Genomic DNA, 20,152 nt, shown 5'->3' with positions numbered 1-20,152 from the left:
GGTCGCCTCGTGACGACCCTCCACCGCCCCCTGTCCGTCTCGCTCCTGCTGTTGCTGTGGTCCGCGGCGCCGGCACTCGCCCGGGAACCCCGGACGTCCCGTGCGCCCGAGCCCCTGGTGTCCCTGCTCGAGCCCGCCGGAGAGGGCTGTGAGTGGGTCCGACTCCAACCCCTCTCGGCCGTCCGTCAGGTCATCGCCCGGCTCGCGGTGGACTGCCAGGGAGGAGCCACCGCCCTGAGCCGGGATGGGAAACACGGCGCGGCGAGGTTCTGGCGCGGCGGCGTCAGCGCGCCCGTGACGGGCAGGCCCACCTTCCCCGAGCGCTTCCCCTCCCCCGCCTTCCGAGACCGCCTGTTCCTCGTGGACGTGGAGGCGGCCACCGCCACGGAGCTGCCCTTGCCGGGCTCGGGAGAGCTCATCGAGTTCGGCTTCGATGCCGAGGGCCAGTTGCTGGGGCTCACCCTGCAGAAGCCCACCCCCGAGCAGGAGCGGCGGGGCGAGGCGGAGATCGACGGCACCCGCGTCGTGCTCGAGACGAACGAGGGAAAGCGGCCCCTGATCACCCACGCCTTCCAATGGCGGGACGGCGCCTGGAAGCGGCGGGAAGTGAAGGCCACCACCGACACCACGGGGCCGCGGGTGCTCGCGCTGCGCCAGAAACTGGGTGAGCGCTCGAACCACACCCTGGATCCTCGCTTCACACCCGAGGAACTCGAGGACGACGTCGTGCTCGATCAGCTGTATGCCTTTTCCCCGGAGGAGCCCGAGGGAGAGTGGACCCTGTTGCGCCGAGGGGGCTCGCGCCTCGCGGTCTGGAGCATCCCCTTCGGGGAGGAGGAAGCACTGGCGACGGGGCTCGTGCGCAAGGTGGACAAGCAGAAGGTGTCCGCGCTCCCCGGCTTTCCCCTGCGGCCCAATGACCTGGCCAGCGTCCAGACACGGGGGGCCTTTCTCCTGCTCTCGCTCGCCGACTCCGGTGCTCACCCGTACCTGTACCGGGGAGGCAAGCTCGTCTGGAATTCGGAGAGCGCCCGGGCGGTGACCTTCTGGCCGTCCCCCTCGGGCAGGTAGGCGCGTCCCATCGCTCGCCGACTCGCGACGCTGGGGAGGGACGCTTCTGCGAGCGTCCGCTCGTGAATACTTTTTCCTTGGGAACCGCGATGGCTGGTCCTGGTCGGGAAAGAGGTTTCCCCCGCGGCCACGCGCCTCACGAATGAAAGGCGAGAACATGCGAACGAACATCCTGGCGGTCGCGGTGGTGACGACCTCGTTGGGCATGGTGGGAATCGCCAATGCACAGCAACAAGACACCACCCAGTTCCAGCAGCCGATGGCCGGCAGCTATGCCCTTCAGCAGCCACTGACCGGTACCTATGGCCTCCAGCAGCCGATGGCCGGCAGCTATGCCCTTCAGCAGCCGCTGACCGGTACCTATGGCCTCCAGCAGCCCCTGACGGGCAGCTACACACTCCAGCAGCCCCTGACAGGTTCCTCGAGCTTCCAGACGACGCTGCCAAGCAACTCCAGCTCGCTGTCGAGTGGGTCGCTGTCGGGCAGCTCGTTGTCGAGCGGTTCCTCGTTGGGTAGCTCCTTGTCGAGCGGTTCCTCGCTGGGCAGCCCACTGTCGGGCAGCCCACTGTCGGGCAGCTCCTTGTCGGGCAGCTCCTTGTCGGGCAGCACCACGACCCTGCCTGGAAGCACCCCGGTGCAGCAACCCGGGCTCTCGACCCTGCCCTCCACGCAGCCCGGAAGCTCGACGTCCGGCGTGCGCTGACGCTCCGCGGTGAGACGATGGGCCGGGGACATTCTCCCCGGCTCGTATTCCGTCAGGACGCGAGGCGCGGTACACCAGGAGCCGCCATGGCCGAACTCCCGATGAACATTCCCACTGTCGACCTCGCTGATCTCTCGTCGGAGGACCCATCCCGTATCGAGCGCGGCGCGCTGGCGCTCCGGGAGGCCTTCGGTGTCTTCGGACTCGTCTACGTGAAGAACCATGGCGTCGATGCCCAGGCGCTCGAGCGGCTCTATGACGCGTTCGGCGCGTTCATCGCCCGGCCCACCGAGGCCAAGCGTCCCTACGGCCGCGCCGACATCTGGTACCAGCGAGGCTGGACGCCGCCGAACACCGAGGTCGCCGTGGCCGGCAATGGTCAGCCCGACTTCAAGGAGTGCTACTTCGCCGCGCCCTACCCGCCCGACGAGAACTCCGTGCTCGAGTTCCCCAACCTCTACCCCGACAACATCTGGCCCGAGGACGCGCCGCCGTACTTCCAGGAAGGACTGCTCTCGCTCGGCCGCTCGCTGCATGAGGCGGGGCTGTCGCTGCTGAAGGGAGCCGCCGTGGCGCTCGGCCTGCCCCAGACGACGTTCACCGGGTTCTGCGAGCGGGGCCCCCACGTCACCCGGGCGCTGCAATACCTGCCGCTCAAGCCCTCGCAGGTGAACACCGGCATCCTCTGGGGCGAGGAGCACACGGACTTCAACCTGCTCACGCTGCTGCCCGGTGGCCGGTTCCTGGATCCCCAGGCCCGCCCCGCGCCCCGGCCGGATGATCAGAGCGGGCTGTACCTGCGCACCCGCGCCACCCCCGAGCAGCCCAAGGGCCGGCTGGTGCGGGGCGTCGCGCCGGCCGGGTGCATCGTCGCCCAGGTGGGCCAGCAGCTGGAGATCCTCACCGGCGGCACGTTCCTGGCGACGCCGCACGTCATCACCGCGCCCGGCGTTCCCGGCTGGCAGCGGCAGTCCGCCGCGCACTTCATGCACGTGCACACGAGCACGGTGCTCTTCCCCCTGGAGAAGTTCCGCACCCCCGAGGCCGTGCGGAACTACGCGCCGCCGGTGCTCGCGGGCACGTACGACATCAAGACCCTGGTGGACATCGGCCTGGCATCCCCGGACGCGCTCGACCAGCTCGGCTACCGGCACTATGACCGGCTCCACCGCATGCGCGCGGACGGCTCCAGCACCTGACGCATCGCCTCCATGCTAGGACACGGGCCCATGCGCCCGAGCCTCTCGACCCTGCTCCTCGCGTCGTCCCTGCTCCTGGCCTGCAAGAGCGCCAAGGAGGAACCCACCCCGGTGGCCCCCGCCGCCCCGTCCGCCCCAGCGGCCGCGACCACCCCGGAGACCGTGAAGCCCGCGCCGCAGACGACGCGGGTGGGCCTCGTGCTCAGCCTCGGAGGACGGGGGGACCAGTCCTTCAACGACTCGGCCCTGCGGGGGCTGGAGGAGTGGGCCGCGGGCGTGAAGTACGAGGGGGGCAGCTACAAGGATCTCACCCCCGAGCAGCGGCAGGCCTCGCTCCAGGGCTCGCTGGGTGAGGATCTGGCCCGGCGCGACTCGCCGGTGGAGCCGCTCGGCATCAGTCCGATCGTCATCCAGAGCCGCGTGGCGGAGGACTACGAGCCCAACCTGCAACTGCTCGCGGACCAGGGCGTGCCGCTGTCGCTCGCGGTGGGCTTCCAGTTGGAGAACGCGGTGGAGACGGCCGCGAAGCGCGACCCGGAGATGCACTTCCTGCTCGTGGACAGTCCGCTCTTGTCGGCCCAGGGCGAGCCGTACACCCTGCCCAACGTGCGCACCGTCGTCTTCCGCGAGGAGGAGGGCTGCTACCTGGTGGGGGCGCTGGCGGGACTCGCGACGAAGACGAACAAGGTGGGCTTCGTGGGCGGCATGGAGATACCGCTGGTCAAGCGCTTCGAGGCGGGCTTCCGCGCCGGCGTGGCGGCCACCAACCCCAAGGCCACGGTGGTGGTCAACTACACCGGCGGCTTCACCAACTTCGCCCTGGGCAAGCAGGTGGGGCAGGATCTGCTGACCAAGGGCTCGGACGTCATCTTCGCGGCGGCGGGGGTGGATGGACTGGGCGCCATCCAGGCGGTGAAGGAAGCGCGCGACGGGGGGAAGGTCGTCTACGTGATGGGCGTGGACTCGGATCCCTCCCATCTGGCGCCCAAGGCCGTGCTGTCCGCGGTCATCAAGCGCGTGGACCTGGTGGTGTACGAGGCCGTGCGCGATCAGGTGCGCGGCCAGTTCCGGGGCGGCACCCAGACCCTGGGCCTCAAGGAGGGCGGCATCGCCTATGCCCCGGTGCGGCTGGACTTCCCCGGCAAGGACGAGGCCCTGCGCACGCTGGAGTCGCTCAAGGCGAAGATCATCGCCGGGGAGATCCAGGTGCCCACCCACCCGTCGCAGCTCACGGGCTCCAAGCCGAAGCCCTGAGCACGCGGGGGACGAGGGGCGGGCGTCACGACACGCCGGGCGCCTTGTCCCCACCGGGTGCCCGCGCCGCGAGCGGCTCGGTGGGCTGGGGTCCGCGCCAGAAGCGCAGGAAGGCCATGAGGTAGCCCGGCCGCTCGCGTGACGGATCGTCGTAGCGGGGCAGATACAGCCAGGGCACGCGCGGGTGCTGGTGGTGCGCCAGGTGCCAGTTGAAGTGCAGCAGCAGCACCTCGTAGACGCGCGCGGCGCGCAGGTTGTGGGCCCCATCCAGCACGTGCCGGGGGCTCGCCGCGTGGGTGATGTACTGCTGCGCCGACCAGTTCAGCCCGAAGAGCGCGTAGAGCAGCAGGTAGCGCCCGGGAGACAGGCCGAGCCCCATCACCAGCCCCACGTGCAGCAGCACCACGCCCACGCACTCCAGCCGGATGCGGCGGAAGAAGCCCGCGGGGATGCCGTTGAGCATGGCCACCGCGGAAGGGTCGCGCAGCACCTGGCCGCGCAGCAGCCCGGGCCACAGCAGCATCGACACCACGGCCACGGGAACGGCCAGCCAGAAGCCTCCCGTGTAGAGGAAGTAGAAGTACACCCGCTTCCACGCGAGGTTGTCCGAGGGGTAGTACAGGTCGAACATCTCCGCGTCGCCGCGGTTGCGCCGGTGATGGCCCAGGTGGCACGCGCGCAGGAACGTGAAGGGCCCCGGAAAGAAGGCGGCCAGCAGCACGCCGAAGGACTCGTTCACCCGCGCATTCGCATGGAACACCCGGTGCTCGGCCTCGTGCAGCAGCGAGTACAGCGGCAGGAAGAGGAACGCGAACACGACGCCCCACCCCACCACCGCCCCGGGACTGGACGCCCGGGACGCGAGCCACTGCAAGCCCACGCCCCCGGAGACGATGCCCAGCGCCAGCACCACGTTGAGCGTGCCGGGAGGAGGCGGCGGGGGCGCCACGGGCTCGCTCATGACCGGGCCTCCACCGTCGCGGGCACGGACGTGGACGGCGCCGCGCGGCGGAACAGCAGCGCGTGGACGCCCCCCGCCACCGCGAGCCCGCCGAGCACATCCACGAGGAAGTGCTGCTTCACCGTGAGCGTGGACAGACAGATGAGGCCCGCCCACACCAGCCACAGCACGCCGCCGCGCCGGTGGCGCAGCCGCAGCGCCCCGAGCCACGTGGTGGCCACGTGGATGCTCGGAAAGGTGTTGCCCGCGTTGTCCGAGGCCCGCATCGTCGCGAACTGCTCCCGCCAGAAGCCCGGGGGAATGCTGTCCACGGGGGGCCTCGGGTAGTGCGCGGTGAAGAGGAAGAAGCCCAGGTAGCACACGGCGTTGGCCACCAGCACCGCCGCGAGCATCCGCAGGTACTCGCGCGCCTCCAGGCACCACGCCGCCCCGAGCAGCAGCGCGAAGAAGCTGCAATAGACGGCGTACGTCCACGGCAGGAAGGGGATCGCCGTGTCCAGGGGCGTGAGGAAGTCGAAGCGCGGTGGCAGGTGATTGTTGAGCCAGAAGTACGGCTGGAAGGTGGCGGCGATCGTCACCCCCGTCGTCACCAGACGCCCCACGAACGGCTCGTTGAACCGGTACAGCCACGCCATCACCCGCACGACACGGACCTCCTCCGCCCCACCGGGAAGCGGACCCCCAGGCTACCCGAGACGCAGCCCGCCTACCGTCCGGGGGCAGCCATTGACAGGGGGGGCCCTCCCATTGGCAGGACGTTTGCTTAAGACTTCAGGACAGGTCGAAGGAGACGCACATGGACGGGCGGGTACAGGGGACGGTGGAAGAGTGGGTCTCGCGGGCGACCACGTTGTTCGCCGGGGACACCATCGTGGCGGCGCTCCGGGTGATGCAGGAGCTCGGAGTGCGCCGACTGCCAGTGGTGGACGAGGAGCACGGCGAACTCCTGGGAGAGATCACCGAGGAGGAGCTGCGCCGGTTGTGGAGGATTTCCCCCCTGGCCAGCATGGAGGAAATTCTTTCAGGCCAGCTCGAGACGGTACAGGAGAATGATCCGGCCGGGCGGCCCCACCTCAAGCATGCCGCGCCGCTCGTGGACTTCCACGCAGCCCACGGGCGCTGGCTTCACTGAAGAGGAGGCCGCGGCGGACCGCCGGGAAGAACGACCCGGCGGGGGCCACGCGCCGGGAAGAACTACCCGGCGTAGACCGCGGAGTCCTGATCGCGCTCGGCCATGAGCGACATCAGCTCGGCCTTGAGCTTGTCCTTGGCGCGGATCTCCAGCTGGCGCGCGCGCTCGCGCGAGAAGCCGAAGTGCTCGCCCAGCTCGCTCAGCGTCATCTCCGAGTCGCCCATCACCCGGTGCTCGATGATGAAGCGCTCGCGGGGATCCAGCCGGGTGAGGGCCTGACGGATGCGGGCGCGCGTCATGTCGGCCTCCTGGCGGTCGGCCACCTCGTCCACCTGGGAGGCGCTCTCGGACTCCACGAAGTCCATGTGCGTGGCGTCGCCTTCCTCGCCCACCGGCGCGTCCAGCGACAAGTCCCGGCCGCCCATGCGCTGCTCCATCTCGCGCACCTCGCTGGCCTTCACGTTGAGCTTGCGGGCGATCTCCTCCGCGTCGACGATGTTGCCCTCGCCGGGGCCCATCTTCTCCAGCTCGCGGCGCGTGCGCGCCAGGGCGAAGAACAGCCGGCGCTGGGCCTGCGTGGTGCCCAGCTTCACCAGGCTCCAGTTCTTCAGCACGTAGTTCTGGATGTAGGCGCGGATCCACCACACCGCGTAGGAGATGAGGCGGATGCCCTTGTCCGCGTCGAACTTCTGCACCGCCTTCATCAGGCCGATGTTCGCCTCCTGGATGAGGTCGGACATCTTCAGCCCGTAGGAGCGGTACTCGTAGGAGACCTTCACCGCGAAGCGCAGGTTGCTCGTCACCAGACGGTGGCCCGCGGCCATGTCGCCCTGCTTGAAGCGCCGCGCGAGCGCCTGCTCCTCCTGCACGGACAGCAGCGGGTACTGGCTGATCTCCGAGAGGTAGGTGGAGAGGGAGTCGGCGGAGGAGAAGGCGGAGGCCTGGGTCATGGTGTCTCTCGGGGGAGGCGCGTGGGAAGGGACCGCGAAGACTGCGTGCCCTTGCTTTCAGCAAGAGCGATGCCAGCCCGCGACCTGCACGGTCGTCAATGAATACAAGGGCTTGCATCCAGGCCCCCCCATGCTTAGGGCTGAAACCCAGAAGTTTTTACGGGGCGCTGGGAGGGTCCGGCACGCGAATTTCAGTGAGCGCTGGACCTACAGGCCCCCGGGTACGGCGCGTCCTTCCTGAAGCGGACCCTCCATGAGATGGAGGCCGCATGGACACGGAACCAAGGGACCAGGCGGGCCGGGAAGAGCTGGTACGCCGGCTCGAGCGGGAGGACGGCTTCGAGAACGAGACGTTCACGGACCTCGAGTTGCCGGGGCTGGAGCTGAACCAGAAGGAGTTCTACCGCTGCACCTTCGAGCGCTCCCAGTTCCAGGAGAGCCAGTGGCGCCAATGTAAGTTCGAGGAGTGCACCTGGACGGGGTGCGATCTCACCCGGGCGCGGTTTCCGCAGGCGGCGCTGCGGGGGGTGCGCTTCGAGGGCTCGAAGCTGATGGGCATCGACTGGTCGAGCGTGTCGGCCAACCCGGAGCTGACGTTCGAGGGGTGCGTGTTGCGCTACGCCTCGTTCGTGGGGCTGAGCCTGAGGAAGACGGACGTGCTGCGCTGCACCGCGCAGGAGGCCAACTTCTTCGATCTGGACCTCACGGACGCGGACTTCGAGGGGACGGACCTGACGGGCAGCAACTTCCGCGGCTGCATCCTCACCCGGACGGACTTCTCGCTGGCGGTGGGGCTGGTGTTGGATCCCTCGCGCAACCGGCTCAAGGACACCCAGGTGCCCCTGTCCACGGCGGTGAGCCTGGCCGAGTCGATGGGCATGCGCGTGCCGGCGCTGGGCGATGTGGCCGGGGCGCCCGCGTCGCGGAGCCGCAAGAAGAAGCGCTGAGCCTCAGCCGAAGAAGGACGCGCCCTGGCCCGACGCGGGGCCCGCCAGCGGCTTGTAGGGGAAGTAGAGGTTGCGCACGAAGCGGGTGAAGACGTGCTCCTCGTTCCAGCGCTGGCGCGCCATGCCGTACACCCCCGGCGCGCGCAGATCATGCGCGGTGACGGTGGGGATGAACTCGCGCTCGCTGTAGAGGGCGAACACCTCGTCCATGCGGGCGCGGACGCGGTAGGTGCGCCGCAGCGTCCGGTAGATGAGCTCGTTCTCCTCCTGGGTGAAGGCCATGCCCTGGATGGCATGGGCCAGTTCGTGGAACACCAGATGGAGCTCGGGGCCCAGCTTGTCCTGGCGCAGCGCGATGCGGGCGCGAGGCCACTCCGGATGATCCCAGAACAGGCCCGCCGCCTGCGGAGACACGGAGCGGGGATAGCCATACTTCGCCAGGGGCTGCCCCGGGGGGATGAGGTCCACCTCCACCGGCCGCGCCGCTTCCATGCGGCCGATGAGCTGGAGATTGCCCGAGAGCTGCCGGACCATGTCTCCTTCCACGCGCTGGAGCAGCTCGGCGGGAGCACCGTGTGCCCGGAGACTCACCTTCGCCTGGAACCAGGCGCGAGCCCGGCTCACACCGTCCTTGGGTGGCCGTCCCTGGACGGACTCGAACACGTCACCCCCGGCCAGCACGGTGAAGGCGGACAGGGGCAACCGGCGCCCGTGCTCCGCCGCCAGCGGCGTGCTCTCCGGGGTCGAACCATCCAGGGTTTCCGAATCCGGCATCGACATCGCTCCTGCCTCCACGTCCGGGAGTGCCGATACTATCTGCTCTCGAGACCCATGCGTCCTGGAGCTTTCGCGGGCTACCTTCGTCCCCATGTCTCCGTTCGCACTCGGGGCCGCCGCCGCCCTGCCTCCCATGTTGTTGCTCTGGTACGTCCACTCGCGGGACGAGGATCCCGAGCCGCGCGGACTCCTGTGGCGCACGTTCTTCTGGGGTGTGGCCCTTTGCGTGCCCGTGGTTCCGGTGGCCTTCGGCGTCCATGAGCTGGCGGTTCACTGGGGCTGGCGCATGCAGACCTGGGACATGGCGCTGCTGCTGGCCTTCCTCGGTGTCGCCCTGCCCGAGCAGTGTTTCAGGCTGCTCGTGCTGCGCCTGTACGTCTGGAACAAGCCCGCCTTCGACGAGCCCCTGGATGGCGTGGTGTATGGCGCCACGGTCTCGCTCGGCTTCGCGACACTGGAGAACCTCTTCTACGTGATCGTGCTCTCGGATGAAGCGGGCCCGGGACTGGCGATGCTTCGCGCCGTCACCTCCGTCCCCCAACAGGCCTTCACCGGCATCATCCTGGGCGCCTTCGTGGGCCGCGCCCGCTTCGATGAGGATCGCGCGCGCGGCACCTGGCGGCTGGCCTCCGGACTCGCCGCCACCACCCTGCTGCAGGGCGCCTACTACACCCTCCTCTTCCTGGGCTCCTTCCCTCTCTTCCCGCTGACGCTCCTGGTGCTCCTGCTCGAGGTGCGCTGGGGCCGGCGCCTCTACAAGGAGCTCCAGGCCGAGCAGCGCTCCACGAATCCCTCCGTGACGGACGCACCCGCCCTTCCCCAGCCCTCCACCCTCAGCGCGCGGCTGCGCTGGTTCGTGGGAGCGGCGGGCCTGTGGTGCTGCGTGATCGCATGGGTGGTGCTCCTCATCATGCTCTTGGGTTCACCCAGGCCCTGGGACGCGGACACGAGTGACAAGAACGGATTCGCCGCGTCCTTGACGATCGTGTTCACGATCATCAGCCTGGTCGTCCGTCGTTCGGGACAGAGAGATCTGGCCTAGACCGGCCCGTCAATCTCCTTTCTCCGCGGGCACTGAGAATGGCTGGCGGTTTCACTGTCGGCCGAGACGCTCGGAGACGGTACGGAGCACAGCCCCCAGACGGTTGAAATCCACCGTGGTGGCGATGTCTTCCTTCAGCACCCGCTGGAGCTCCGCCCAATCATCGATGAGAGAACCCACACAGAGCGACGGCTCCTTCTGGAAATCGGTCCAGTCCGGGGGCTCGACAACCCAATAATAATCCATGTCGTCGATCTCCAGTGCGTCTACGCCTGCCTGCTGGTAGTGCTCGACGAGCATTGCGAGCAGGAGGAGCAGTTGCCGCAAATGGATGTCGATGCGCCCGGCCCTGCTCCCACCCGTTTCCGAGGTGGAAGGCTCGAGGATGCGGTCGGAGACGACACGGATCACTGCGCCCAGGCGCTCGAAATCAACCGCGGTGGGCGCGCCGCCCTCGAGCACCCGCTGAAGTCCTGCCCAGTCCTCCAGGAGAGAGCCCACGGACAGCTTGGGATCCTGGTGGAACTCGGTCCACTCCGGGGATCTGACAACCCAATAACGGTCCATGTCGTCGATCGTCAGGACGTCGATGCCAAGAAACTGCTGATACCACTTGACGAGTCCCGTCAGGGCCAGAATCAGCTGTTGCAAACGAATTTGCATACGCTCAACCGCCCCCATTCAACGCCCGCAGCGCTTCTTCGACTTTTCTCAGCTCCCCACGCTGCTTCGTCAATTGCGCCTCCACTTCTTCAATTCGTCCCGAAATGATCTTCCGTTGATTTTCAGGAGGCTGGTTCTCGAGCTTTCCAAGATTATCGTTGGCGAAGGGGTCGGTACGGTACTCCAGCAGCTTCTTCTCATGCTCATCGATCAGCTTGATAAAGCTTCTTCTTGACTTTTCGAGTTGGGTTCTCGTCAAGCTCGAGTAGGGATTCTTGGTTTTGCTCCCCGAGGGCTGGTCATCCCTGCTGGCCATGTGGAGGATGGAGACGGTGCCCACGCCCACCTCCAGCGTGGTCGTCACCGTGCCCGCTGCCACCGTCACCGTCCTTACCGCCAGCAGACCCTCGGTCGAGAGGGACAGCACGGGCAGGGTAACCTCCAGCCCGCCCACTGCCCGCGTCAGCGTGCTCGTCGTGCCCCCAGCCGTGCCAAACGTGACGAGGAGGTGGGTCAGCAGCTTGGAGGTGGCCTTCACCTGCTCGCCCCGAGTCATGTACCGGAAACGCTCGAGGTACTCGGGCGAGGAGGCGATGAGGGCCGCGACTCCCGCCGGGAGGTGTTGCAGCGCCGCGAGGCTGTCCAGCGGGCGCGTGAGCAGCTGGCCCATGGCATGGTACAGCCCGACGAACGCCTCCTCCGCGCCATCCAGCGAGCGGCCGAGGTAGTCGGCGTCGTCGTACACCTCGGCCAGCCCGGGCCCTTGCATGACGGGGCGCAGTTGCGCATCCGCCTGCCGGAACACCCACCCCTTGACGATGTAGAAGCGCCCGAGTTCGAAGGAGCCCGCGCGGAAGGCGTCCTCCTTCCACTCCACCGGGCCCACCTTCTGCTGTGTGCGTCCGTTGAGCGTCCAGGCCAGATAGCCGTCCGGCCGTAGCACGGCCACCCCCTTGAATCGCTCCACCCGGCGAAGCAACTCCTCGCGGGACACTTCCCCTCCCGCCAGCACTTCCCGTAGCAGGTGGCAGGCGGCCATGCGTGGCGGGAACGAGCCCAGCGTCACGGGCTTGTTCAACAGCACCGCCAGCACCCGGGCCGCCTCCTCGGGAGTGAGGGGAGCGCCTCGCGGGGGCTCGTCGTTGACGTTGTCCAGGCCCGCCAGCAGCAGCAGATACTCGAAGGCGTCCGCCTGCCTGGCCCCGCTGGCCACCGCGCGCACGGCCATTTCAGCCGGGCTCACCATGGCCACCTGCGTGCTCTGTACGCGCTCTCCCCGTCGGCGCAGCAGCCTCGCGGGTGCATTCGCCTCCGTGGCCGCGTGCTGGGCGTCACCACGAATCTCGCCCGCCAGCCCGGACGCGGCACGCGGGTTGCTGTCCAGGAGCACACCGCGTCCCGCGGGTGGCGTCACCGTGACGCAGCCGGTGAACAGCACGACAGCCCCGAGCACCAGCGCCACCCACTTCCGCTTCAGCTCAGCGGGCACGGTCCACCCCCAGACCCAGGGACACGAAGGCACCTGGGCGCAGCACGTCAACAACACCGGGGTGGGTGCGACGAGAGCACCCACCCCGGTGTATGTCTTTCAACTCAAGGCGTGGTGCAGAGCGTGCCGTTGAGGAGGAAGGCGGCCGGCGCCGGAGCGTTGGGCGTCGGCGAGTTCGCGTTGAACCCGAAGGTGACCGAGCCGCTCGGGGGGATGGTACCGCTCCAGGCCTCATTCTCCGCGGACACCGAGGAATGATGCTGGAAGATCTTCGCGCTCCAGCCGTTCACGACCGTCTGACCAGCGCCGTACTCCCACTGCAGCGTCCAGCCGGAGATGGCGCTGGTTCCGGTGTTGGTGATCTGGATGTTGCCGGTGAAGCCACCGGACCACTTGTTGGGCTCGGTGTAGACCACGTGGCAGTTCCCCGTGGGCGCGGTGTCGGTCGTGGTGAACGAGACCACGCCGGAGGCCGGGGAGAGGTTGCCCGCGGCATCACGCGCGACCACGTAGAAGGAGTACGCGGTCGAGGGCGTCAGGCCCGTGAGGCGGGTGGAGGTGCCCGTGGGCGAGGCCATCCGATGGGGGGTGGAGCCCATCAGGTGGTACACCTCGTAGCCCACCACGCCCTGGTTGTCGTGCGCGGCGGCCCAACTCAGATCGGCGGTCGTCCCGGTCACGCCGCTCACGGTGGGCGTCCCGGGGGCGGTGGGCGCCTCGGCATCCGGCGCACCGCTGTCGAAGAGCACGTCGGAGCAGTTGTAGAAGGCCTCCGGGCTGTCCGAGCGCTGCCAGATGGAATAGATGATGTGCCGTCCGCTCTTGGCCACCGGCAACTGCGCGCTCCACGTGTACTCGGCGCCATCCGGGCCGCTGCCGTTGATCGGCGGGTTGGTGACCGTGTTGAAGGGCAGCGGCTCCAGGTCGGACCACTTCAGCGGCTGGCTCGGATCCCACCCGTCCCGGGTCACGTACTGGTACCAGGTGCCGGGGTGCGGCGCCCACGCGTTGTACCGGATGGTGATCGTCGTCCCCGACTTCAGGGTCGTCGTGGGCCAGGAAGCGTGCGCCAGGTTGTAGGCGTCGAAGAGCGCGGTGGGTCCGCACAGCTTCCCATCCGGGATGATCTCCCGGTGCCGGCCTCCCGCGTTGCTGATGAGGTTGCCGAACCAGTTCCAGAGCGGATTCTTTCCGCCCAGGGCCACGGCCTCGACGCAGGCCGGGTTGGTGGGATCCAGATCACCGCCCCCACCGCCCGCCTTGCCATCCAGGTAGCAGGCATAGGTCCGAGTCGCGGGGAACGTCATTCCGCCGTGGGCCAGCGCCGCGTCGAGGGGCAGAACCAGCCCCAGGGAGGTCAGACCGACGACGGCGGCACGAGACACGCTCTTGTTTGTCTTTCGCATGGAGTTTTCTCCTTCGCTCGAAGTGCCTGGTTTACGGCTCGGTGCCCCAGACGAGGACGCCGCTACGGAACACGGTCATCTTGCTCGTCGTGGAGAACGAGGTCTTGGTGGAATCGAACGAGTAGTCGTTCGACTCGTCGAAGTTGGTCCAGTTGCTCTTGTTGAACCGGATCTGGATCTCTCCCGTGTCGCGGCCCGCGGCCACCGAGCCCGCCCCCGTGGCGAAGCCGAACTCGATGTAATGCGTGGCACCCGTCTTCGGCGTGGACAACTGGACCACGCTGGAGGTGATGCTCGAGCAGTTCACGGCGGCGTAGTCACACGCGACCTGCACCGACTCGTTGGAGTCCGGGGTGAAGTAGTAGCGGACCTTCAGCTCCGAGAGCGGAACGCTGGCCGTTCCCCCGTTGGCGATCCGGAAGTGGGGCCGGGCCTGGTTGTTTGCGGGCGAGTTGGCATCCCCGTCGCGGTACTGCACGGAGAGGCTGGACGCGGGGGCCTGCTGCGTGGTCGCGGAGACTTCCGTGGACGCGGAGGACTCGTTGCCGGACGTGTCGACGGCCGTGATCTTGTAATAGTAGGCGGTCGAGGCGGTCAGGTCGGTGCTGGAGTAGGAGGCGGTCGTGAGGCCGCTGGCGACCCGGTTGGCGGCCGAGGGCGTGAAGCCACTCGTCGTGGAGCGATAGACGTTGTAGCCCTTGAGGTCGGCCTCGGTGCTGGCGGTCCAGGACAGGTTGATCTGGCTGGAGCTGGCCGAGGTGGCCTTCAGGCCGGCCGGAGCCGCGGGCGGAAGGGTATCCGGGGCGGGCGTGGACGCGGAGGACTGAGAGGACGCGGAGGACTCGTTGCCGGACGTGTCGACGGCGGTGATCTTGTAATAGTAGACGGTCGAGGCCTTCAGCCCGGAGTCGGAGTAGGAGGCGGTCGTGAGGCCGCTGGCGACCCGGTTGGCGGCCGAGGGCGTGAAGCCGCTCGTCGTGGAGCGGTAGACGTTGTAGCCCGCCAGGTCCGACTCGGTGTTCGCGTTCCAGCTCAGGTTGATCTGCGTGGGATTGGCCGCGGCGGCCAGCAGACCGACCGGGAGCGCGGGGGGAATGGTGTCGACCACGATGGGGCCGGGCTCGGAGCCGAAGATGCGCACGCCGTTGTCGTAGATGGGGATGAGGGACGTCCTCGCCGCGGTAGCGGTCAGGTTCTTGTAGGACGGGTCATTGGTCGGATCCCAGGCGGCGCCCACCGCGGCGGCGATGCGGAACTGGGCTTCCTTGCGGAACGCGGACTGGCCACCGGGATAGACGGGCGTGCCGGTGAAGTCGACCGTGACGTAGTAGATGTTGCCGGACCACTGCTTGAGCGGCAGGACCTTGGCGCCCTGGCTGTAGTTCATCGACACGGTCAGGCTCGCGGCGGAACCTCCGGCGGCGATGACCTCGGAGATGTCGATGAAGTAGCGCAGGGACAGCTTGTCCCCCATGCGGGCGGGCCAGCTCGAGACGTTGTTCACGTACGAGCGGATCTCCGTGAAGTTCTGGCCGGACACGTTGATGCCGGCCTCCACGTAGAACTCGTCCGTGGTGGGCGTCTCCCTCTTGGGGAAGGTGGGGTCGGGCGTACCGCCGTGCAGGAGGTACATCTTGGCCAGCGTGCCGGTGAAGGCCGCGTTGTAGTCCGTGGCGACCTCGTTCGCGGTGTAGTTGGCCCGGTCGTCCACGTAGGCATCCGCCGCGTCCGGACCGCCCACCAGGGCGCCGTACAGGATGTGCCGGCTCTCGACCGGGTTGGCGAGGGAGTCGGCCCAGGCGCCGTGCGCCGTGCGGTGGTGCGGGTTGCGGGGCGGGTTCACGCCGAAGCCCACCACGTAGCTGGCGTTGCGGGGGTTCTCACCGAGCATGTAGCGGACCTGCCGGTCGGCGAAGTCGCGGTAGCGCGTGGCCCTGGCCGGATCGCTGGCGGCGATGTCGTCGGAGTAGACGAAGGCGAGGAACGAGGCGTTCGCGGCGTAGCGCAGGCTGCCCCACGTATCCAGCCAGGCGAGCCCACCCGGCGAGTAGCGGACGCGCTCGCCGTTGAAGCCCGTGGTCCAGTAATCCAGGTTGCGCTCCGTGGAGGACTTGTAGACGTCCTTGCCCGTGAGGCGGGCGAGCAGGAGCTGGGCACCGAAGTGCTTGTCATCCCAGTTGTGCGTCCACCGGTAGCTCCAGTAGGGCGTCTGGCTCTCGTTGCCCCAGTAGGCGGTGTAGCTCTCGGCCTTCGTCAGGTAGCTGCTCTCCGCGGTGGCCAGGTACAGCCAGGCACCTGCCCAGCTCAGCTCATCCCAGTAGCCACTCCAGGAGTTGTAGAAGGACTTCGCGTCCGTGATGCAGTCGGAGTACTTGCCCCGGTAGGTGTCCGCGAAGGTGAAGAGCTGTTTGGCGTGCGTCAACAAGGTGGCCGCGTAGGCCGGATCCGTCTGCTTGAACACGATGGACGAGGCGGCCATGGCCGCGGCCGTCTCACCGGCCAGGTCCGAGCCAGGGCAGGAGGCGTCGACCTTGAAGGCGGGCCGCGCCATCTGCATCACCTCGGCCGGTCCCCACCAGGCGTGATCCGCGTTGCCCGCGCCCACCTGGCCATACAGCTCGTTGGGAGCGGTATGCGCCTTGATGAAGTAGTCATTGACCCAGCGCAGGTTGTCCAGGAGCGCGGCGCGCTGTCCGCTCTTCTGGTACGCCTCCTCGTACTCGTAGAGGGACCAGGCCAGCAGGGTCGCGCTGGCGGCCATGGGAAGGCCGAACTTCACGTGATCGCCGGCATCGTACCAGCCGCCGGTCAGATCCTTGCCCACGTCGGCGCCGTCGTTCAGGCCGGAGTCGCCGCGCCAGCTCACCCGGTTGTTGCTGGGGAGGGGACCGGAGCGCTGGGCCTCGTAGAACCAGATGGATTTCTGCAGGGCCTCCGCGTAGTTGAACGTCTGTGCTTGCGCGGCCAGCGGGCTCGCGACCGACGACAAGCCCATCAGCACCGCGGCGGGGGTTGTCAGGAAAGACTTACGCATCGTGGGACAGCTCCTTCGTTGCGTCCATGGAATGGGGGGCCGGGGAGGCCTGGATTGCACACGGCGGCGAGGAACGATTCCGCTCCCCGCCGCCGCGATATTCAAAGAAGGCCGCTCAACGCTTCCCCACGACCTCGACATCCACCGAGGCGTCGAGCGGCCCTGCCCTCACTTGACGACGATGTTGCAGTTCTGCCCTTCCAGACGAACACCGCTGGGCACCGGCTTGGCGCCGCTGTAGTTGGCCACGTAGCCGGCCTCGATGCTGCTGCCGCCCGGAATCGTCGAGTTGCCCTGGGGCGTCACCTCGACCGAGCGGCCCGTCTTCGTGAAGGTCGCGCTCCAGGAGTTGGCCAGCGTGAAGTCGTTGGTGGCCGTCCAGCTCAGCTTCCAGTTGGAGATGGACTGCGTGCCCGCGTTCTGCACGATGACCCGGGCGACGTGACCGTTGCCCCAGTCGTTGCTGGTATCCACGGTCACCGTGCAGCTCGGCGGAGCCGGGATGTCATTGTCGAGCTCGGCCGCGTTGACGGACGCCGAGGACAGGCCCGTCGCGGTCAGCTTGAAGCTGGCCGTCCCGTTCGTCTGGTCCGCGTCCTCCACCGCGGAGATGGTGACCGTCTGCCCCACGTTCCAGTTGGCGGGGGTGAAGGTCAGCGTGGCGCCGGACGACACGAACAGATCCGCGTCACCGGAAGCCTTGGCCACGGAGACCGTGACGTTGCTGGTGGGGGCCGAGGACAGGCTCACCGTGAAGCTCGCGGAGGAACCCTCGGCCACGCTCACGTCCGTCGACGAGGTCACGATGCTCGCGGCGGGAGGAGCGCCGCCCTCGAACAGCCGGGCGTAGTCCGCCATGGCCATGGCGATGTCCGCCTGGGCCCAGAAGCGGTGGTAGGTGAACTCGGGCACCGGGCCGCCGTTGAGGAAGCTCTGCACCTTCGCCCAGTCCGGATCCTGCTTGTACTTCGGACGCAGGCTGAGGAACGTGGAGTTCGAGTCGATCGTCGCGCCCTGGGCCGTCGTGCCCGACCAGCCCGACGGGACGAAGACGCCGTCGCCGGTCGCCGCGTTGTAGGTGTCATCGAAGCGCTTGTAGTCCTCACGCTTCTCGGGGACGGCCACGCCCTTGGGCGTCTGATAGTTCGCCCACATCCGGTCCATCAGTTCCTTGGCCAGGGTCTTGGCCCCCGCGTTGCCGGCCCGGGCGGCGTAGAACATCAGCGTGCGAGCGTACGCCGCGGTCACGCCCACGTCGGTGGTGTGGTCCACGACCGTCACGTGCAGGTTGCTGTTGGTGCCCGGAGAGGCCGGGTTCCACGTGTCCGGCGCACCCGTCCACGCGAGCGTGCTGGGGACCTGGTACTTGCCATCCGTGGTGAGCTTGGTGTTCTGCGAGGCCCAGGCCACCCACTTGTCGAGCACCTTCTTGGCCTGCGCGTCACCCGTGACGTAGTAGTACTCCGCCACGCGCTGCACGGACCAGGCCTGGAAGCCGAACCACTGGTTGCTCGCGGGGTCGTGGTAGACGGGCTGCCAGTCGTAGTACATGCCGTAGAAGGACGACGCGCTCGTCGGCTGCTCGTAGCGGCCATTCCAGCTGTTGGTGGCACCGCCCGCGAAGCCGCCCTCGGCCGACTGCAACCAGGTGTAGAACTCGATCTGCCGCTTGAGGCTCGTCGCCCAGTCGGCGGCGCCGGTCGCGGACAGGGGCCGCAGGAACGACGTGTTGCTCAGCACGTAGGCCGCCATCGGGTTCTGGTAGCCGAAGTGGTTGTGGCTCGAGCCGATGCGCCAGGCCCAGCCAGCGCTCGTGTCGACGGCACCACCCCACGAGTAGTACCAGGACAGCAGGTAGTGCATGCTGTTCTTGCCACTGCCCGCGGGGCAGTTGGTCTCGCCAATGCAATTGCCGACGCGCTTGAAGTACTTGTCGAACATCGCATAGCGCAGGTAGTCGCCCATCTTGGCCGCCTTCTTGACGACCTCGGCCACCTGGGCCTCCTTGCCCTGCTCCTTGGCCCACGTGTGGGCCCAGTACGCCGCCTGCACCGCGCGGGCATCCGCGTCCGGCGCGTTGGTGTAGCGCCACTGGCGCGAGTAGGTGGCGTCACCCGTGAACAGGCTCAGGAAGCCCTGGCCCGGCTTGCCCCAGGCGAAGGTGTCGCAGGAGGGGTGCGGCACCGTCTCCCACACGGACTCCTGCGAGCCGCGCTGGAAGGTGTTGATGTAGGCCGGCGAGGTCGTGCCATCTCCGCAGCGGCCGTAGCCGTACCAGTTGTCCACGTCCAGCAGCCAGTGCATGCCATAGATGTCGCTGGTGCCATACGTCGACTGCAGTTCACCCGCGATGGGATCGTTGCCCACCGCCACCTCCGTGCGCAGTTGGGAGGGATACTGCTTCGGCAGGTCCCACTCCGCGGCGTACGTGGCCGGCTTGCTCGCGTTGTAGTACTGGTTGGTGGGCTGATCCGCGTGCGAGGGGATGATGTACTTCTCCATGTTGGCCCAGGCGGCGTTGAAGGGCGCCCAGTCCCCCGTCACATGGCCATACTCCGCCTCCAGCCACAGCCAGTAGCTGTAGGCCTCCGAGGTGGTCTCGTGACCGTGGTCCGGCGCCTCGACCATCAGCGTCTCCACGGAGTGATAGGGCACGCCCTTGGGGCTGAAGTACCCGTTCGCCGGATCCTTGATCTTGTTGTACTGATCCAGGAAGCGCTGCGTATAGGTGGAGGACTCACCGGCGAGCGCCTTGGACAGCGTGCGCACGGGCGCGGACCGGGGGCTGGCCGCAACCGCTTGCGCGGGAACGGTCGCCGCGATGGCCAGACAGAGAGCACGCGTCATCGCCGCTTTGACAGGCTTCAAGAACATCACTTCCTCCTTGGGGTAAGATGAATGCACGACAGGGCCGAGGACGACCATCCTGTCGGGACCGCATCAGCGTTTTCCAACGGCACGAAACGAAGAGATGACTTTCGAGGGATGGAAGCGGGGAGATTCCCCATCCCCACGCATCTCACGAGGGACAACACATCCACTACTCAGACAGTGAAAGCACCACTCAGACAGTGAAGGGAATCGCGGAGGCGGGCACGGCCCGTCTGGCTCGGCAGGCCACCGCGAATCTCCCTGATACATCGGCTAATTCTTGAATGCAAACGAAAACAGCTTTTCCACGTTGAGAACTATGTATGGAATAAGCGAGGAACGACCAATGGTCCCGTGGCGCCCGAAGAAATGGGGCACGGAGCCGTCACGCTACCTGTTAGACTTAGACTTCGTTGCCCGACGAGGACCGCCAGACCTACCAACCCTTACCGCTCAGCAACCACGGCACCCGTATCCCACCCCCCAGACCCATCCCAGCCCTGAGCGCTCGCATGACGCTCCTCCCTGCTGGTGCGCGACCAGGGATCGTAACGTTTCGATTCTTGATTCCTCCCATACTCTGACTCCGCCGTCAATGCGGTTCTAGCGGGTTTCCCGCAGAAAGAAACGGTCGAAATCGTGAGGTGAGAACG

Annotated in this window: 16 protein-coding genes; 7 read left to right on the top strand and 9 right to left on the bottom strand. The window is 67.6% G+C overall.

Annotation, left to right across the window (positions count from 1 at the left end; genetic code table 11):
- The first annotated feature begins 9 nt into the window (after nt 1-9).
- The 4 genes from D187_RS27905 to D187_RS27890 all read left to right on the top strand — a co-directional run bounded on the left by D187_RS27905 (nt 10) and on the right by D187_RS27890 (nt 4,227).
- Complete coding sequence (locus tag D187_RS27905; protein WP_002625396.1) at nt 10-1,071, top strand: hypothetical protein; 1,062 nt, start codon at nt 10-12, stop codon at nt 1,069-1,071.
- A gap of 157 nt (nt 1,072-1,228) precedes the next feature.
- Nucleotides 1,229-1,774: a hypothetical protein gene (locus tag D187_RS50470; RefSeq protein ID WP_020918329.1), complete on the top strand. Its 546-nt coding sequence runs from the start codon at nt 1,229-1,231 to the stop codon at nt 1,772-1,774.
- Nucleotides 1,775-1,860: 86 nt separating this feature from the next.
- Entirely contained in the window at nt 1,861-2,973 is a 1,113-nt protein-coding gene (locus D187_RS27895; RefSeq protein ID WP_002625394.1) for an isopenicillin N synthase family dioxygenase, read from the top strand.
- A gap of 30 nt (nt 2,974-3,003) precedes the next feature.
- Nucleotides 3,004-4,227 carry a BMP family lipoprotein gene (locus tag D187_RS27890; protein ID WP_002625393.1) on the top strand — a complete coding sequence of 408 codons (1,224 nt, stop codon included), beginning with the start codon at nt 3,004-3,006 and terminating at the stop codon, nt 4,225-4,227.
- A 25-nt stretch (nt 4,228-4,252) separates the two neighbouring features.
- On the opposite strand, the gene D187_RS27885 is transcribed toward D187_RS27890, so the two are convergent.
- Both D187_RS27885 and D187_RS27880 read right to left on the bottom strand, forming a co-directional pair.
- On the bottom strand, nt 4,253-5,188 hold the full coding sequence (locus tag D187_RS27885; RefSeq protein WP_002625392.1) for a fatty acid desaturase family protein: 936 nt from the start codon (nt 5,186-5,188) through the stop codon (nt 4,253-4,255).
- Complete coding sequence (locus D187_RS27880; RefSeq protein ID WP_051256573.1) at nt 5,185-5,823, bottom strand: phosphatase PAP2 family protein; 639 nt, start codon at nt 5,821-5,823, stop codon at nt 5,185-5,187. Before D187_RS27880 ends, D187_RS27885 begins: the two co-directional genes overlap by 4 nt.
- A gap of 161 nt (nt 5,824-5,984) precedes the next feature.
- On the opposite strand from D187_RS27880, the gene D187_RS27875 reads away from it, so the two are divergent.
- Nucleotides 5,985-6,320 (top strand): CBS domain-containing protein, encoded by a 336-nt coding sequence (locus D187_RS27875; RefSeq protein ID WP_002625390.1) that lies wholly within the window; start codon nt 5,985-5,987, stop codon nt 6,318-6,320.
- A 62-nt stretch (nt 6,321-6,382) separates the two neighbouring features.
- Here the strand turns inward: D187_RS27875 and D187_RS27870 are convergent, their stop codons facing one another.
- On the bottom strand, nt 6,383-7,270 hold the full coding sequence (locus D187_RS27870) for an RNA polymerase factor sigma-32 (protein ID WP_020918328.1): 888 nt from the start codon (nt 7,268-7,270) through the stop codon (nt 6,383-6,385).
- Nucleotides 7,271-7,539: 269 nt separating this feature from the next.
- Between D187_RS27870 and D187_RS27865 the strand changes: the two genes are divergently transcribed.
- Nucleotides 7,540-8,217 carry a pentapeptide repeat-containing protein gene (locus tag D187_RS27865; protein ID WP_002631172.1) on the top strand — a complete coding sequence of 226 codons (678 nt, stop codon included), beginning with the start codon at nt 7,540-7,542 and terminating at the stop codon, nt 8,215-8,217.
- A 3-nt stretch (nt 8,218-8,220) separates the two neighbouring features.
- On the opposite strand, the gene D187_RS27860 is transcribed toward D187_RS27865, so the two are convergent.
- Nucleotides 8,221-8,991, bottom strand: coding sequence for a hypothetical protein (locus tag D187_RS27860; RefSeq protein WP_002631170.1), 771 nt, complete (start codon nt 8,989-8,991; stop codon nt 8,221-8,223).
- Nucleotides 8,992-9,085: 94 nt separating this feature from the next.
- On the opposite strand from D187_RS27860, the gene D187_RS27855 reads away from it, so the two are divergent.
- Nucleotides 9,086-10,036, top strand: coding sequence for a PrsW family intramembrane metalloprotease (locus D187_RS27855; protein ID WP_002631167.1), 951 nt, complete (start codon nt 9,086-9,088; stop codon nt 10,034-10,036).
- 51 nt (nt 10,037-10,087) lie between these two features.
- Here the strand turns inward: D187_RS27855 and D187_RS27850 are convergent, their stop codons facing one another.
- From D187_RS27850 to D187_RS27830, 5 genes are all read right to left on the bottom strand, one after another.
- A complete protein-coding gene (locus D187_RS27850) occupies nt 10,088-10,699 on the bottom strand; it encodes a hypothetical protein (RefSeq protein WP_155893615.1) in 612 nt (203 codons plus the stop codon).
- A 4-nt stretch (nt 10,700-10,703) separates the two neighbouring features.
- The gene (locus D187_RS58210) at nt 10,704-12,188 is read right to left on the bottom strand and encodes a hypothetical protein (protein WP_245591848.1); all 1,485 of its coding nucleotides are present in this window, start codon (nt 12,186-12,188) and stop codon (nt 10,704-10,706) included.
- A gap of 104 nt (nt 12,189-12,292) precedes the next feature.
- On the bottom strand, nt 12,293-13,594 hold the full coding sequence (locus tag D187_RS27840) for a lytic polysaccharide monooxygenase (RefSeq protein WP_002632296.1): 1,302 nt from the start codon (nt 13,592-13,594) through the stop codon (nt 12,293-12,295).
- Nucleotides 13,595-13,625: 31 nt separating this feature from the next.
- The gene (locus D187_RS27835) at nt 13,626-16,628 is read right to left on the bottom strand and encodes a glycoside hydrolase family 9 protein (RefSeq protein WP_002632297.1); all 3,003 of its coding nucleotides are present in this window, start codon (nt 16,626-16,628) and stop codon (nt 13,626-13,628) included.
- Nucleotides 16,629-16,796: 168 nt separating this feature from the next.
- The gene (locus tag D187_RS27830; protein ID WP_002632298.1) at nt 16,797-19,502 is read right to left on the bottom strand and encodes a glycoside hydrolase family 48 protein; all 2,706 of its coding nucleotides are present in this window, start codon (nt 19,500-19,502) and stop codon (nt 16,797-16,799) included.
- Between the last annotated feature and the right edge of the window lie 650 nt (nt 19,503-20,152).

The organism is Cystobacter fuscus DSM 2262, assembly GCF_000335475.2.
GTDB classification, from domain to species: domain Bacteria; phylum Myxococcota; class Myxococcia; order Myxococcales; family Myxococcaceae; genus Cystobacter; species Cystobacter fuscus.
This window is presented reverse-complemented; position numbering and strand designations above follow the sequence as displayed.

Excerpts from the sequence above, each read along its gene's own strand:
- D187_RS50470 (WP_020918329.1), top strand. The coding sequence starts at position 1,229 with ATGCGAACGAACATCCTGGCGGTCGCGGTGGTGACGACCTCGTTGGGC.
- D187_RS27895 (WP_002625394.1), top strand. The coding sequence starts at position 1,861 with ATGGCCGAACTCCCGATGAACATTCCCACTGTCGACCTCGCTGATCTC.
- D187_RS27890 (WP_002625393.1), top strand. The coding sequence starts at position 3,004 with ATGCGCCCGAGCCTCTCGACCCTGCTCCTCGCGTCGTCCCTGCTCCTG.
- D187_RS27885 (WP_002625392.1), bottom strand. The coding sequence starts at position 5,188 with ATGAGCGAGCCCGTGGCGCCCCCGCCGCCTCCTCCCGGCACGCTCAAC.
- D187_RS27880 (WP_051256573.1), bottom strand. The coding sequence starts at position 5,823 with ATGGCGTGGCTGTACCGGTTCAACGAGCCGTTCGTGGGGCGTCTGGTG.
- D187_RS27875 (WP_002625390.1), top strand. The coding sequence starts at position 5,985 with ATGGACGGGCGGGTACAGGGGACGGTGGAAGAGTGGGTCTCGCGGGCG.
- D187_RS27870 (WP_020918328.1), bottom strand. The coding sequence starts at position 7,270 with ATGACCCAGGCCTCCGCCTTCTCCTCCGCCGACTCCCTCTCCACCTAC.
- D187_RS27865 (WP_002631172.1), top strand. The coding sequence starts at position 7,540 with ATGGACACGGAACCAAGGGACCAGGCGGGCCGGGAAGAGCTGGTACGC.
- D187_RS27860 (WP_002631170.1), bottom strand. The coding sequence starts at position 8,991 with ATGCCGGATTCGGAAACCCTGGATGGTTCGACCCCGGAGAGCACGCCG.
- D187_RS27855 (WP_002631167.1), top strand. The coding sequence starts at position 9,086 with ATGTCTCCGTTCGCACTCGGGGCCGCCGCCGCCCTGCCTCCCATGTTG.
- D187_RS27850 (WP_155893615.1), bottom strand. The coding sequence starts at position 10,699 with ATGCAAATTCGTTTGCAACAGCTGATTCTGGCCCTGACGGGACTCGTC.
- D187_RS27840 (WP_002632296.1), bottom strand. The coding sequence starts at position 13,594 with ATGCGAAAGACAAACAAGAGCGTGTCTCGTGCCGCCGTCGTCGGTCTG.
- D187_RS27835 (WP_002632297.1), bottom strand. The coding sequence starts at position 16,628 with ATGCGTAAGTCTTTCCTGACAACCCCCGCCGCGGTGCTGATGGGCTTG.
- D187_RS27830 (WP_002632298.1), bottom strand. The coding sequence starts at position 19,502 with ATGTTCTTGAAGCCTGTCAAAGCGGCGATGACGCGTGCTCTCTGTCTG.